Consider the following 15,474-nt stretch of genomic DNA (forward strand, 5'->3'; position numbering starts at 1 on the left):
AAGCCCGACAGTTTCATGCAGGGCTTGCCTTACTGTTTCTACAACTGCATTATTTATCCGCATCAGTCACTAATGGATTTGATTTTGGTTTCCTAATGCATAAACTCAGCTGATCTGTGCCTTCTTTGTTTTCATACGTTTCCCCGATGGTTCTAAATCCCAATCCCGTTAAAACGAAATACATGGGCATGTTAGTCATTCGGGTGGTTGCATAAATGGAGTGTTGCTCAAACTGGCCGATTAAAGACTGGCATAATCGCCTGGCAAGACGATGGCCGCGGTATCGTGTTTTCGTGTAGACATATCCCAGCTCAAGATCGTATTCAACCCCTTTATCAGGAACTTTTGCCTGAGTAAAGACGTAATTGCGATACCTCGTTAAAGGCTTTTTGATTGATGCGGTGGCAACAATCCTGTCATCGGCCTTGAAAACAGCGATAGCCTCAGTTGACTTTAACCTGCCCGATAGTGTACGTGCATTAACTTCTCCTCCTGCTTTGATCAGTGATTCTATTTGCCGTATTTCATCTTCTGAGAACTGATTATACTGTTTGATTTCGGGCACCAGGGCATTAAATCTTTCGTCAGAATACTTATCTCTTTGGTTCGAAAATCTTTCGTCCCAAAACTTAATATCCTTTAACTCACCATCTTCCTGATACACAAAATACTTCCGACATTTTTGAAAATGAGGGACATGCTCAATTTCTGGAACAGAGACTTCCCTGGCTTTAAATTGCTCTACAAACCAAACCATCTCCAAATTGTTCTCGTCCAAAGCATTTTGCAATGCTTGTTTGTTAACTACCACTATTTCCTGGTTCTCTCTTTGCCAAAGCGACACTTTATGCAGGAATGCTGTTATTTTTTCCTGTTTGTCGAAGAAAAAAGAACCTTGCATTTCCACCATACCAGTTATATTTCTCAATAATCGTGAAGGTATCATCAAATGTTCCTCACCCTCAGTACTATTTTTGGTCACCCCGGTTAATGCAAATCCGATCGTAAGTTTCTCTCCTTCTATAGGGATTGCTTCACCGGTTTCCCTTTCTTCAATCCAATTCATCCAAACCAAATCCGAAGGGTTCGAATAGATATCGGTATCCGGAGAGGCATGTAAATTATCAAGATGGGTTACAAAATAAGGATCACGGCGATCATTCTGTAACACCTTCAACAATCGCGATACCGCACCCTTTGGAACTAAGCAGGCAGATATTTGCATTCTACCATACACAAATCCAGTATTGTCATGTGTACTGGTGTAATTATAGAGGGCGACAAGATCTTCATCAGTTTCTGATAAGTAAAACTGTGTTTCATTGAAATGCAGCCATTTCCCAAAGTCGATAACAGGATCCTGTGTTACCTGCGCCTCAATAAGTAACGATGGTTCATCATTTAATACAGCAAATATGGGTTCCTGCTGTATCCATTCGTCAAAGACTTCAGGTTGATCTGTTTCTGCCACTAAGTCTTCAGCAGGGTTGGGTACATTGATAATGGTATTGTAATCTTTGATGAATCCCCATGTCTCATCCTTATTATACGGAACATAGTCTGCCAGATAACCATTCAGGTAGTGAACTGCCAGCCAGGTGTACTTCTCTTCATAAGTAAATATTTTGCTTTTACTCCCATGTGACGCTTCTGTGAAAGAACTACCATCTACAGCATCAAAGCCCAATCCTCTTACATAAGCTATGGCCGCTGCCATGCGCCAGCCACTGGCATATAACCGCACACCATACTTTTGCGCGTATAAATCCAATAATTGTTGTGCTTGCGGACTATCCTTACTTTGAAGTACCGGTCCGGAGCCGTCGGGGTATTTTAAAAAACCATTTGTTGATTTTTTAACCACATACCAGGCCAGGTCATGCACAATGGGATAAATTTCTTCTCTAGGCGATGTTAGTGCACCATTATCTAAAGAAAGCAGGATTAGGTCATTTTGCTGCTGCGGGCGACATAATGCTACTTCCTCGTCCGTAATCAGCTGGTATTGGTAGGCCCTTTCAACGATAGCCCTAAATCCCTGTCGTACGATGATGTTTCTGTTTGTGAGTGGATCATTAAACACATGATTTAATGCCCATTGGGCCAGCTTAAAAATGGCCTGCTGGTCTTTTAGACGTCCCGCTAATGCTAAGGTGATTGAAGCTAAATCCTCCTGTATTTGCGGATCCTTGCAATCGAAAATTAAGTCCAGGAGTAGGATAAATTCGTTAGGTTGCGAAATAGCCCATCTGGCAAGGTTTTTTCTTAATCTCTCCCGGAATTTTTGATCAAGCGTAGATAAACACCAAGCATATACCAACGGCATCTCATTATGTAAAGCATAATCGGACAAATATAAATCTTGGGAGTAAGTGTCGATTATCTCTTTTACACCATACTGACAGGATATCTCCTTTGGATATCCATAATAATCCTTGCCATTCCAGATCTTATCCCGCTGATAGGCATTGGGAATACTGATCAGTATCTGATGCAAATAAAATGCGCCAAAGTTATTTTCGGCGTTTTCACTGCCTGGAAGGATTTGCTGCAGCAGTAGCTTATACCGCTGCTCATGCGATTCCCAGAACTGCTTGTCAATACCTGCTTTATATTTGGCAGCCAGTGCAGCCGGTGCTTTGCGTAAGGCTTCCGTCCGCATCCTTTGAATCTCCAGGTCGGTAAAGCCCTTTGTAAGAAACCCTTCCTCGCCAATAAGTTTACCATGCTCATGAAACATGGTATTAACAATGATCTGTGTGATTCGCTCATTAGACAATTCCTGCTCCTGGCCCGTGCCTAAACGCAGTCTTTCAAAAATTAGAGCAGGGATTTGCTCAAGGTTTTCTGAGATAATGGTTTTGATAGTGCGATTGGCCACTACTATTTCTATAATGGAGCGATATGTGATATAATACTCGGTTTTAGAAATAGGGATGCCGTCAGCATCATTATAAGACACATTCTTAATCAGTATCCCGCTATGGGCTAAATAATCCAGCAGCTGATCGATGTCAGCAACTGTCATGTATGTAAGCTCTGGTTGCAGGCACTGTACCAGAAAATTGTGTTCAATTTCCACTTTTTCCAAAAATTGGCCAGCCAGCACTGAAATGGCAGTTGCGACCGGGGATCTTGATTCTGCGAATTGCGTACCCATCTTTACCTGAAATTCACTTTCCATTTTCCCGATTTTTCCTGCCAGCAGATCTTTACCAGCTGTAATAAGCTGATCAGACTCACTGAGGGACCTATTCCGGTAGATTTCACAAAATAACCTTAAAGCAAATAAGCTATCCAGGCCCCTGATCAGTGATGGTGAGGTGATTGTTATATTATAATTTTCCGGTGTAAAGTAATGAAGGGCCAGCTTTTGTAGTCGTACATCTCCTTCTGCCGGGAGTTCGTGAACGTTTAAAGGTAATGTATCGGGCAGCTCACTGGATTTAAAAAATTGTGGACGGGCACTATAAATAAACTTTACCCGCGGGAACTTTTTTCCAATCAACAGGCTTTCTCTAATCCTGGTATTCCATTTCCTCCAGTTCGTTAGATCCTCTTCCAATCCATCAACGTTTATTAATACCGGGGTGGGCTCACGATTTAATTCTTCACCAAAACTAACCATTGAGTCGGCTAAGCGTCGGTCGTTTCTTATGGCAATGGATTCCAGGGCATTTAGGATTTCATTGATACTCCAATTAGTTAATTCAAGTCCTGCACTAATAATTTCTCCCCAACTATTGCACGGGGTGCCAAAGGCTTGTATGATCATAGCTGGCGCCTGTCTTTGCAGATGCTGTTCGACTGCAAATGCCAAACCATGGGTTTTGCCTGTCCCTGGCCCACCCAAAATCAATAACCCTTTGGTATCCATAGCTCCTTTTAACCGGAGAATTTCTTCTTCAAAATCAGTATCTTTTAGTCGGAGCATGGCGTTAATCAGAAAATCTGCTTTAACAACGCCCTGATGGTCATAGCCAAAGTTAACACAGCTGTCTATCAACTTATCAAGTGAGTCGAATGGAATGACTGGTATTGGATCCACCAACTGCCCAGTTTTTACTTTCTTTTCCAGATCTTTTATAATGCCAATGGTCTGGATTATTTCACTACGTGCGTCAACCAGGTCAGACCTAAAGGTTTCATCGTCGAATTCTTGTTTTAAAAATTTATCAATTGCTGTAACGACTCTTTGCAAAGCGATAACATAGTATTTGGCTACCGCGGAAAAGTGATTTCGATAGGTTTCACTATAATTTAAAACGGCTATATCCTGTTGGATAAATCCCTGGGTGTGTAGTTGTGGAACATATCTTTCATTCAGCCAGCCAGCTTTCTGCCGTTCAAATTGCTGCTGTAGATAAGTTACGTTAATGACTTCATGGGAAAACCAAAATTTATGAAGACCTTCATTATCCTCCCGCATCAATTCCGCTTCAATCACTTCGTCCACCCACCAATGCACTGTCAAATCCGCAAACTTACCTTTCAGTTCTGCATCTAGCTCGTCAAGCAACTGGTCCTCTGACGACCTGGTCACTTGCTTATCGGCTCCTGCACTTCCCCTTACAAATCTCAGAGACGTCAGCTTGCGCGGTATGCAGACAAAATATTCTTTGATGTTTGGACGCAGTTTCTTTGCCGTGTTAATGGACTTTCGGATCTGATCAATTTGCGAAGCGCCAAAATCATCCCTGAACCATTTTGATTGCACTGCTCGAATCGCACCATCGGCAAACTCTGCATATGATTCGACACCACCATCTCCACCTTTACCGTTAACAGCACGGAACTTTACAATATCCTTGTAATTTCTGAAAATGTAGTTTCGGAAAAGATGATTACAGAGCGTTTCAAACGCATTATTGGGAGAATCTCCATATGTATTAAATGAACTCCAACTCATATACGAAAAGAATAAATGTTTTGTATATTAAATAAAAATCAAAATATAAGTAATTCTCCGTCAATTTGTTTCAAGAATAGTAGGCCTCCTATTACTTATTAACAAATCAATCACGAAAAGAATTTTAGATATAGTACACAAAAACTCGATTTTGTTTCAGACCACCTGCAGATCTAGGGGCTGCCGTCTATTTCCAATCACTCGCTCATAGCAAGGATATTGAAAAGCTTTTGGAAAACGAGAAAAGAAACATACGCAATCCGCGTAAAAAGTAATGGGCCTAAACACGAAGAGCTTCTACATTATGTAATTCGAAGCACTTATTTTTGAAAGGTTGGAGTGTTGTCTACTGCATGACAGTTTTTTTTCAATAAATTAACTGTGAAAAAAGGGCTTATTACTTTGCAATATTAGGTGCCCGTCACAACCTTAAATGTATTCGTTATGTGCCCAGAACAGGCATAAAAGATATCTTGATAATCCTGTAAATGCGATCTCAGTGCGTCTTAACTGTGTCAACTATACGTTTTATTGCAATATGGCGTCGATCTTTCACGCTTATTTTCCTTCTATTTTGTAAAGTAAAGAATAATGCGAGTCACAAAAAATTTTTACGGATATTTTTTTGTGTCACTTTTAAACGCTTTCTCTCTATTAATGGCCGAAGTTTGGGGAAGCCAACATCTTGTCCAAGGATCCCTGCGTATAGGAGACAATCTGTTCCAGATTGTTTTTGAGTTGTCGGTCAGAGACGCGACAACGGCAGTCGTATTAATAGGCTGAAGACTTGCGGCAGCGGGGTTAGATTGTTTGAGCAACGTTTATATGTTCAACGATATGCTTTTTTGAAAATTTATTAGACGAATAATTTTTTCCTGTTGTCAAACTAACAACAAAAAAGACCTTGTCTTTTGAAGAAAGTTGTTGTAAAATCCGGTTGTACAAGTCTCCCGTGTTATAATCAAGTTGAATTTGTTGCCCAGCCTCTAATTTCATGGGGAAAGTTCCTCTTTGCTTTGGCACAATAAATTTGTTATCGCCATTTATCTTCTTGGAGAGTTTTAGAGTTGGGTTTTGAATATAAACAGCTTTATTATCCTTGTTTAGAATAGTACAAGTCAGAAGTGGTATTCCTGCATTAACACCGAAGGCCGATTGAATTATCTGATGACTAATCCCTGCGCTTACTTTAAGTTTGGAAAATCTACTTGTAAAAAATTTGAATAGCGGTTTTAATAGAAACGTTAACAAGAAGGTTAGGGTAGTAAGAGTTGTAGCCCATGCTGCAATTTTTACTGCATCGTTTGGATTTGAAAATAAATTAACGTACCAATTCCAAGCACACTTTAGTTCGTTCATAAGCAGTAGCTGAAATAATTAATAATAATCAAAAAGCCTCTTCAAAGTAGGACGGCTCAATATTTTTTCTCACATCCTTGATGTTCGTGGGTTGCCAGTCAAAAGACACGACAACGCTGTGAATACAAGGTTCTTCTTATAGTTCACCCTTAGGACCGCTCAACCACGGCGGATTGCTACCGGTAGCCTTTTTGTATTCCTCCAAATCCATGTCTATTTTCTCAAGCAATACTGCGGTAACTTGTTTGCCAGGATTATCTTTCCTTGCTCTTTCTTGAGCCTTGCCTTTTACAATGTTCGGATCATACCCAGATCCACTAACTGTTTCAATAGAATGATCCTTTCCGTCCACAATAATCCTGAATTTGGCTATGTAATAATTTTTCATTTAGAAAATTTTAATTGAGTGTTGTTGATTCCGTCCGGCAAGGGCTCCGCTTAGAAAGGGCAAATCGCCATTAAAATCTGTCGTGCGTCTATTTTCCCATTTTTCACTATATGCTCTTTGTTGCTTTTGAAATCGTGCAATAATTCGTTTATCCATTTCTTCCTCAGTAAGAGACGTTTTTTTACGGCAACCTTCGGACGTTCCAGTTCTTCAATACTATTACAAGCCCTATACTCACAGTCTTTCTCGTTTAATTTCCGCACTCTATATATCTTCAAATCAGTATCCGTCGTAAGATCTGCCAAACTCGTAATCTGCAGTCCTGGTTGTCATCTAACAATTCTTAATCGCTGGAAGTCAGTTTGATAATAATTTTTAAAGTCTGTTGCATTCAGGTGAACCAACCTGCTCAGTTCTTCGTCCGAATATCCCAACTCCTCTTTATGAAGTTGAAGAATCTCTTTTAACAAAGTGGGCGTTTCTCGTGGTATATTAAGTTCAAGAGGCTCTTTGGTCTTATACCCAAGGGCTGATAACTGTGCAAAAAGATACTTGCCTTGATTTTCGGTAATGAGTCCTGTCTGCTTTGCTTTGTATATCAGGGAAGACATGGATACCTTCCAGTATAGTTTCAAATTAGTTAGCGCCCTGAAGTCAAGATGATCGAAGTCCTTCCTGAATTCTGCTGTAGGTACCAACAACTCGCTTGCGAACAAAAACGCTTCTTTTTCTACGTCCCGTGTTTCCGCAATCGGCTTGCCGAAGTGTAAAATAAGATGCCCAACCTCATGAGCAATGGTTAGCCGAAAGCGATCGCCTGGTAACGTACTGTTCACAAATATTACAGGATGATTTTTTTCTGTGTACAAGCTGATACCATCTACCTTCTCGCCTTCAAAATCAAAAAGTACGATGATTATACCGTTATCCTCCACCACCTTTGAAATGTTATCCACCTTTCCCCTGGGAAGTTTCCATCTTTCCCGTAGCAGCTGTGCTGCCTGTTCAATTGGACCATGATCTTCAACATCCCATCTGAAAAGGTTTGTTTCCGGAAGGTCAACGCTATTTAATAGTTTTTCCAGGCCCAGTTTGATAATGTTCCGTTTAGCTTCTGAAATAGCAAGGCTCTTTTTGGACATGCTAATCCTGCGCCTGTAGTATATATAGCTGGGAGCGTATAGGTAGTCCGGTTGGGAGAAAAAAGACACTGGATAGTCCAATACCTGCGCGAGTTTTGATAGCACTTCCTCAGAAGGTTGCATCACAGCATTTTCAATCTTCGATATCGTTCCCTGGGCCACTCCCAACAAAGTACAAAGTTCATTTTGACTATACCCACGCGATTCCCGCGCCAGCTTAATCATTTCTGGGTTAATGGCTGCCATAATATTTCCTTTTTTATCAGCTATTTATCGTCTGTACCAGTCTTTGATACGCCTTTCTTCGCTGTAACTCTCCCTGTTCTTGTTTCTTGTTCTTGCGCCGGTTGCTCCTGCGGAGTGATAAACAAATTTCCCTGACTTACTTCATGCGTCAGGTCTTTCTGCCAAATAACCCGATCACCGTTACGGCAAACGAGATAGATATTCCGAATATTGGTCCAGGACCGATCGGGCCGGTAGCCGGCTATTAATAGTGTAGGTTCGTCTTCCAACCCAGGTATTGCCCCCTGATTATTGTAATCATCATTTTGCCCTGATTGATGGTTCGAAGTAGTCATATCATCATTAAACTTCTTAAACCGGACGAAAATGCTACCCGTCTTTCCCTTAATTACAATCCCGAAAATCTGATTGAAATCGCCTATGATCACATTTTCATCCTCACCGATCTGTTCTTTTATTTTCGTCTTGATGATATCATTGATCATGGACCCACACGTCCTGGGCTCGAAATTCGTAACCCCAGCCGCTGCCTGCACCCTACGCAATTCCATGTAATCTGCGAAAGCATCCGAGATGGCTGTTGCCATCTTCGGATAGTAATTTCTCGCTATAGCTTCAACCTCGCTCTGCGATAAAATAGCCATGTTTTACTTCAGTTTAGCCATACAAACATAACTACATTTTCCAAATTAACAAATAATATTCCTTACAATATTCTTCTAAGTAGCTAAAAAATATTCCTAAGACTGATGCAAAATACAAAGATCTGTTACCAAAAGGTGGGGACAGAGGCATGAAACCTGACATATTTAGCTATGTATCAAATATATATCCTATAAACGTCATTTTAGACTGGACGGCACTGGCCATAGCCCCCTTGCTGGAGAGTCCGGAGGGCAGAAGCGATGGAACTGGATAGATAATTGTCCCCCGCAGCAGGGTGTATTTATTGAATCACTAATAGTAAACATTTCATATGGAGCAGCTGAGTATGGAGGGGCTTACAGGAGATCTCCATTAAACTCTGTGAAGATCCTCATTTCCCGAAACCGACCCAGGAATTCCGACCAGAAGGCATACGAAGACGCCTGTGACTACTGCTGTCGAATCCGATACTGCCTCGTGCCAAATTTTGAAGATCGGTTATTTCAGCATACGTAGACTCTATGGGCCAATAATTATTTTGATGTTATTAAAGAGCTTAAATCCATGTATAACTGCATGTAGCCATTAATTATTTTGAGCGAATACTCGTAACCCCGATGCTGCCATTTGCGACCTTTCCAACTGCCCTCTTCAATTTCTGACCTGCTAAATAAACCCAGGTCGTCAATATCCTTACCAAACAATTGATTAAGCTTTTGAAGTAGCATTTCAATTTCTATTAACAGAGTACGGCTATTATTAGTAGGCTTACTACGGATAACATTACAACTATATAACTTTTATCCGCCGCAACCATTATATTTATTTTATTAAAATAATCAAATATAAAATAGGGAAGGTAAAAGGTACGGTGAATTCTTCCTTCATCGACATTTTCTTAGTAGTAATCCGAAGTCAAAAGATAATGAAACAGAGAAAGATGTTTCTCCAAGCTATCAATCTGTAAGTATTGCTTATAATGTTCTACAAACTCCTCGGGTTTGAGGATAATCGTGTTGATTTTCAGTTTTTCATATACCTGCTGGGACTTTTTATAGGCTTTATTATCATTGCTAACATAGAAGTCGGCCATCGATCCAAAAGCTGCAATGCTTTACCGACCGAAGTTCCGCGATGCGCATATCAATATAATACCGGTCGCCGACCAGGTCCAATACCGGGAGTGGTCCATTCAGCCTGGAAAAGATCGTTTGATTTACTCTTCTGCCGTACGACGCTTTATAACAAGTGGTGAACCTCGCCGTTGAATAAACAAACAGATCTCAATAAAAAACAAATGCCATGATATTTGGAAGATAGCAAGCTCTGCCCTCCGCGTATCGGCAATATCCGGTAACTGAGATGTCGTCTGTAAGACTGTAGGGCTGGTTCCGACTGCATTAAATAGTCCAATGCCGGAAAGACAGCACTTTTCTTTTGCTGATAAAACTCCGCTTTGAAAGCCTCTCTGATTTCAGTTCGGGCAAAAAGCTGCTCGATTTCTTTGGGCACCTTCTGTCCAAATTTCGCTGTAACGGTAAAATATATTGACTCGAAATGTTTCTTGTCTGCGTCAAGCCGCAATGCCTTTACTACCCGGTAAAAGCGACCGGATTTTTTCTCATTGATATCCCGGATAAGTTTCATCACATTTACAACCCCGATAAACTTCAATATTGAACCAATGCTCATATTTAATATTATTGCAAGAAAATTACGGAACAGAGCCAGATAAATAAAAATCCACCGTATGGCCTTCGCTGTAATAGTTAAAACAGAAAATGTTATCTTAAAACGACCATCCTCTCGCTGCCGTCCAGCCAAAATAAAGGCAATACATCTTTCCCCGAACTCCGAAATTCTCATGTAGACGTATGGTTGCCCTCCTACCGTGCTACCAATAAAATTATCCGATAGCAAACCTTTTGCCTGCAGGACTTGTTTATAAAACAAAAACTCGTCGTCAAAAGAAGTATACCAGATTAACATGCTATTTACCATGCAGTTCATTGTTGCTCGGAGCGTATTCAACTCCGATTGATTCCACTCAGGTTGGTGATATCCGCGTAACATTTTCCGTTCGAGGTATTTCAGGGACACCTTGTCCATTAGTAAGCTACCATTCAAACAATTTTAAAATCCTGGCGGCCGCAAGCAAATCTCTGGGAATCATCAATGTGTTAACAATTACATAAGCTGGAATACTAAGAGTAGTTAACCGGGTGCTGATGTTGGAATAACCTCAGTAATCGCCTTCGATTGCAGAAAATATTAAAAAAACTGGTTATTATAATAGGAGGCACTCATTCCCAGGTTAAGCAACCGAAATGACATAGCGCCGACACTGACGTCAAATGTTTTCGCCAGCTCCCTAATTGAATCTTCGCTATTGAGATCAAATTCCTTATCGGTAACCATTTCCAACAGTAGAAATTCTGGCATCAGAAGACTGGCCGCAAAGGCATTGGCCTCCCGTTCCATCCGAATTTCACCAGGTTCTGGTGATTTGCTCCTGAACATAACTTTAAAATCTTTATCAACGAAGACTCTAGAGCCATCTCCCTGCTTAACATGGCAAATATAATGGCCGATTTCGTGGGCGAGGGTAAATCTGCGACGTACACGAGATTCAGTTATATTATAGCCAATCGTCGGTACACCATTACTGTCGATCAACAGAACGCCGGACACAGCATTATCCATAGGAAACGGCGCTACCCTGATATTAAGGGCGCGGGCAATTGCTTCCACATCAATGGGAAGTGTAGTAGCACCAGTCCGTTTAATAATGTCGGTAGCTAAATGTTCAATTCGTTCTAAAACCATTAACTCTGCTTAATAATGTGAGATATAAATTTCTCCACAGCCTCCTTTGTTGAGGCATCCGTATTGATACTTACAATATCCACACTATTCATATCAAAATTTGCGCCTACTGACGCATTATGTGCAGGTAAGGTCTGCCTGGTCGGAGGCAGCAATTTATTGATGTCTACGTTTAGAACCGAGCAAATCGTCAGAAGAGTATGAATTAATACCCGCTGACGTCCTTTTTCAATATTCGCAATTGAGGCGTTTGTTAAATCCAGATGCTGTGCTAATTGTTCCTGAGATATAAACGCGTCTACTCGTGCTTGCCGGATATTTGCTCCAAGTTCGGCATAGAAGTCCTTGGTATCCTCGGCTGTCATCATGGGAAGTGTATCATTTATCAATACAAATATAATGTACCACCATCGTATCACAAAATTTAGTTTTGTAATACTTAATAGGTTTTGTAACATTTAATATATTTTTAAAAAAAGAGGTAAAATAATTTTGGAGATTTCGAAAGTGCAATGTATTTTTGTATCGTCTATATGTACAATATAGAAAAACCAAGCAGGAAAATCCGGCTTGGCTAGTAAAATTCACACTTACCAGGCTAGCAGCCTAGTTCGAATGAGGTGTAGTTTCGTATTGAGACCACAAAGCTACTAACTCACGCTGAAAATTACAAGCCCCAGCCCCATAAATTTTCCCGCCTGGACACTTTTTAACATTTTAATATAAGTACAGCTTTAGAGCCACTTTCCCAATGCCGTGCGTTTTCGCACATTTACTACGGTCCTGTTTCAACCAGGACAATTCTTAATTTTTTAACAATTAATTTTCAAATAAGTGGAAGATTTAAAAGAAGGTACCTCTAAAGCACGTACCTATGATGTAACCATAGACAATGAAAAACACACGTTTGACAGGCCTATCATCAACAGGGCGGACATTATAACCAAGGTTGGAAAAGACCCGGATGGTTGTTACGATGTGTTTCAAAAACTTGAACACTGTGATTTTGAGTACGTTAGACCTGACCAAGAGATCGATTTACGTCAACTGGCTGTGGAGCGTTTTGAAATCAGAACTGCTATTAACGCACATTATCGCTTTGATAATGAGCCGGAGCAAACCGATCACAAACAGCTGACTCCGATTCAGATATTAAAAGCAGGTGGAAAAGACCATGAACAGTTCTACCTCGTGCAACTGCCGGCGCATGCACCGGAGATTGTATATGCTTTTACGGAAACGGAACCTATACAGATCAAATGCCGTGGTATGGAGTTTGTCTCCCGCCCATGGGTTAATGAAATTGATATAGAACAGTACGGGAAGACCTGTAGGGAAGTTCTGCCAGCTAAACATTATCGTATAAAGGTGAATAACGCTTACTATACGGTAAGTAACCCTTTCATTACCAGAGAAGAACTATTGAACCTTCCAGGTATCGCCAACCCGGCCGCCTGGGATGTATACAAATTCTATAGCACCAATCCTACACCGGAGCTTATTGTACCCGGCGAGGTTGTTGACCTGCAGGAAAGATGCCTGGTTAGATTTGTGCTACAACCTAAGGAACAAACTGACGGCCGTACAGGCCGTCAGCAGTTCACCCTGCCGGCAGAAGACGCTGAATACCTTGACAAGTTGGGTCTGCCATGGGAAACCCTGGTACAGAACAACATCACTTGGGTATTGATACATCAATATCCCTTACCGCAGGGATATACAACAGCCAGCACTACCGTGGCGCTGATGATACCTCCCAATTACCCTATCGCAGAGATAGACATGGCGTACTTCCTGCCCGCGCTGGTAAAGACCAGTGCGCGCCCCATACCTGCATCCTTTGTGCAGCAATTGGATGGTCAACAATTTCAAGGGTGGTCCAGACACCGTGCCGCTGGGCAATGGCAGCCGGGAATTGATAGTCTTGTCACTCACCTGGTGCTGGTCAATAATTGGTTAGTTAAGGAATTAAACCGCTAGTAATGAATAAAATAAGAATATCAAAACATCATTACCAGTTACTTTGTCATCACCTGTTTCCGGGTGATGACAGAGAAGCGGTAGCCCTGGCCCTTTGCAGCAGAAACATACACGGGTCCGATCATATTCTTCAGATATTGGAACTTTTTCCAGTTGCATATGAAGATTGCTATGAACGTAAGCCCGATTTGGTGAGATGGCCGACTAACCTGGTGAACCCCTTGCTGGAAAAAGCGATGGGACGTGGTTATGCCATTCTAAAGATTCACTGCCATCCTGGAGGCGGCGAACGCTTCAGTGAGTTTGATGATGAGTCTGACCAGACACTTTTCAGCAGTGTGCATGCCTGGTTGGATAGCACGCAACCCCATGCCAGTTGCATCATGCTGCCGGATAAAAGGCTTTTTGGCCGCTTTTTTACTGCTGACATGCAAATAGAAACCATTCACCAAATCAGCGTGGCTGGTGACGATCTGCTGTTTTGGAACTATTCAGAGATGCCTGAGCTGGATGAACGTCTTCAAGCGCGCAACCTGCAAACCTTTGGCAGAGGAACGGTTCAACAATTCAGCCAGATGAGAATTGGTGTTGTTGGAAATTCCGGCACCGGAAGCCCAACTATTGAGCAGTTAAAAAGACTAGGCGTAAAGGAGCTGGTGCTGGTAGATCCCGATTATATTGATCACGTCAACCTGAACAGGATACTCGGGGCAACGCTACAAGATGCCAATCAGCAGGTGCCCAAACCGGAAGTGATGAAACGCGAGATAGAGAAAGTAGGTTTTGGCACAACCGTGACCTGTTTCAATAGTACGGTAGCTGAACCCGCTGTCATTAATGCCCTGGCCCAATGTGACGTCTTGTTTAGTTGTGTGGATGGTATTGAAGGAAGGCACATCTTGAACCTGATCTCCTCTTGTTATCTCATCCCACTATTTGATATGGGTGTAAAACTACAAGCCGACGGTAAAGGTGGAATAACCGGCATCTATGGTACGGTTCACTACATCATTCCTGGAGGTTCAAGCTTGCTGAGCAGAAAGCAATACACAATGGCTGGACTGCAGGCAGAATCGATCAGGCGTGCAGATCAAGCTGGCATATTAAAGAACCAGTACCTGGCAGACGTACAGGAATCACAGCCAGCGGTAATTAGTATTAACATGCAGATCGCAGCCATCGCTGTGAACGATTTTCTGGCAAGGATTCACCCGTTTCGCAACTTCGATAATGATGAGGTCAATATAATCCGCTATTGGTATTGCGAACTGCTGACAAAGCTGGAATGTGATAATGAACCATGTCCAGTATTCTCCCATTACGTCGGACTGGGAGACTGCGAACCATTATTGAACACTCCACAATTTGGTAAACTATGATCCATCGGTGGATTCGGGCGATAAGGCGCATATTCGGACTTACGGTAAAATATCGCTTCCGAAAAGTAGATGAATTACCAGGCAAGCTTCTGCCTGAAACGGTCTACCTTGAACAACACATTGGGCAGCCATGGCGTGCAGCCATGACGTGTCCCTGTGGTTGTGGGAAGATACTGTATCTAAATCTGCTAAGAGATTATGCGCCCTATTGGGCGTATAAAACCGAAGGTAAGATCATCAGCCTCTCCCCTTCCGTTCACAGAACAGTAGGATGCAAAAGTCACTTCTTTATCACCGATGGAAAACTCATTTGGTGCAGATAACGTCTTTTTTTCAACAACTTAAAATAACAATCATGTCAAAAAAAAGCAATCAACATGTAGTGCCCAGAGGAAACAACTGGGCCGTTCAGGGCGCCGGTAATTCCAGGGCCACTGCTATTGTTTCCACTCAACAGCAAGCAATTGATATTGCCAGGCAAATTGCCATTAACCATTCCTCTGAGATGTACATCCATGGTAGAAATGGACGTATCAGAGAAGCTAATAGTTATGGCAACGATCCTAACCCTCCAAAAGGGTAATCACTTTAAAGAGGTAG

At 41.8% G+C, this 15,474-nt stretch carries 12 protein-coding genes; 4 read left to right on the plus strand and 8 right to left on the minus strand.

The window, feature by feature from the left end:
• Nucleotides 1–49: 49 nt before the first annotated feature.
• The 8 genes from MYF79_RS23595 to MYF79_RS23630 all read right to left on the minus strand — a co-directional run bounded on the left by MYF79_RS23595 (nt 50) and on the right by MYF79_RS23630 (nt 11,973).
• Entirely contained in the window at nt 50–4,909 is a 4,860-nt protein-coding gene (locus MYF79_RS23595) for a GNAT family N-acetyltransferase (RefSeq protein ID WP_247810282.1), read from the minus strand.
• An 801-nt stretch (nt 4,910–5,710) separates the two neighbouring features.
• Nucleotides 5,711–6,268, minus strand: a complete 558-nt coding sequence (locus MYF79_RS23600) for a hypothetical protein (RefSeq protein WP_247810283.1) — start codon at nt 6,266–6,268, stop codon at nt 5,711–5,713.
• Nucleotides 6,269–6,404: 136 nt separating this feature from the next.
• Nucleotides 6,405–6,656 (minus strand): hypothetical protein, encoded by a 252-nt coding sequence (locus tag MYF79_RS23605; RefSeq protein ID WP_247810284.1) that lies wholly within the window; start codon nt 6,654–6,656, stop codon nt 6,405–6,407.
• A gap of 329 nt (nt 6,657–6,985) precedes the next feature.
• The gene (locus MYF79_RS23610; protein ID WP_247810285.1) at nt 6,986–8,044 is read right to left on the minus strand and encodes a helix-turn-helix domain-containing protein; all 1,059 of its coding nucleotides are present in this window, start codon (nt 8,042–8,044) and stop codon (nt 6,986–6,988) included.
• A 20-nt stretch (nt 8,045–8,064) separates the two neighbouring features.
• On the minus strand, nt 8,065–8,688 hold the full coding sequence (locus MYF79_RS23615; protein WP_247810286.1) for a hypothetical protein: 624 nt from the start codon (nt 8,686–8,688) through the stop codon (nt 8,065–8,067).
• A 1,240-nt stretch (nt 8,689–9,928) separates the two neighbouring features.
• Nucleotides 9,929–10,690 (minus strand): hypothetical protein, encoded by a 762-nt coding sequence (locus tag MYF79_RS23620; protein ID WP_247810287.1) that lies wholly within the window; start codon nt 10,688–10,690, stop codon nt 9,929–9,931.
• A 270-nt stretch (nt 10,691–10,960) separates the two neighbouring features.
• Nucleotides 10,961–11,515 (minus strand): ImmA/IrrE family metallo-endopeptidase, encoded by a 555-nt coding sequence (locus MYF79_RS23625; RefSeq protein ID WP_247810288.1) that lies wholly within the window; start codon nt 11,513–11,515, stop codon nt 10,961–10,963.
• Nucleotides 11,515–11,973 (minus strand): helix-turn-helix domain-containing protein, encoded by a 459-nt coding sequence (locus MYF79_RS23630; protein ID WP_247810289.1) that lies wholly within the window; start codon nt 11,971–11,973, stop codon nt 11,515–11,517. The genes MYF79_RS23625 and MYF79_RS23630 overlap by 1 nt, the downstream gene beginning before the upstream one ends.
• Before the next feature lie 376 nt (nt 11,974–12,349).
• Here MYF79_RS23630 and MYF79_RS23635 point away from each other — a divergent pair, with 376 nt between their 5' ends.
• The 4 genes from MYF79_RS23635 to MYF79_RS23645 all read left to right on the plus strand — a co-directional run bounded on the left by MYF79_RS23635 (nt 12,350) and on the right by MYF79_RS23645 (nt 15,457).
• Nucleotides 12,350–13,495, plus strand: coding sequence for a multiubiquitin domain-containing protein (locus tag MYF79_RS23635; protein ID WP_247810290.1), 1,146 nt, complete (start codon nt 12,350–12,352; stop codon nt 13,493–13,495).
• Between the two features lie 2 nt (nt 13,496–13,497).
• Nucleotides 13,498–14,874, plus strand: coding sequence for a HesA/MoeB/ThiF family protein (locus tag MYF79_RS23640; RefSeq protein ID WP_247810291.1), 1,377 nt, complete (start codon nt 13,498–13,500; stop codon nt 14,872–14,874).
• Nucleotides 14,875–15,017: 143 nt separating this feature from the next.
• Nucleotides 15,018–15,197, plus strand: coding sequence for a DUF6527 family protein (locus MYF79_RS32535; RefSeq protein ID WP_410688422.1), 180 nt, complete (start codon nt 15,018–15,020; stop codon nt 15,195–15,197).
• A 32-nt stretch (nt 15,198–15,229) separates the two neighbouring features.
• Nucleotides 15,230–15,457 (plus strand): DUF2188 domain-containing protein, encoded by a 228-nt coding sequence (locus MYF79_RS23645; RefSeq protein WP_247810292.1) that lies wholly within the window; start codon nt 15,230–15,232, stop codon nt 15,455–15,457.
• Nucleotides 15,458–15,474: the final 17 nt, after the last annotated feature.

The sequence above is a fragment of the Chitinophaga filiformis genome (assembly GCF_023100805.1).
In the GTDB taxonomy this organism is placed as follows: domain Bacteria; phylum Bacteroidota; class Bacteroidia; order Chitinophagales; family Chitinophagaceae; genus Chitinophaga; species Chitinophaga filiformis_B.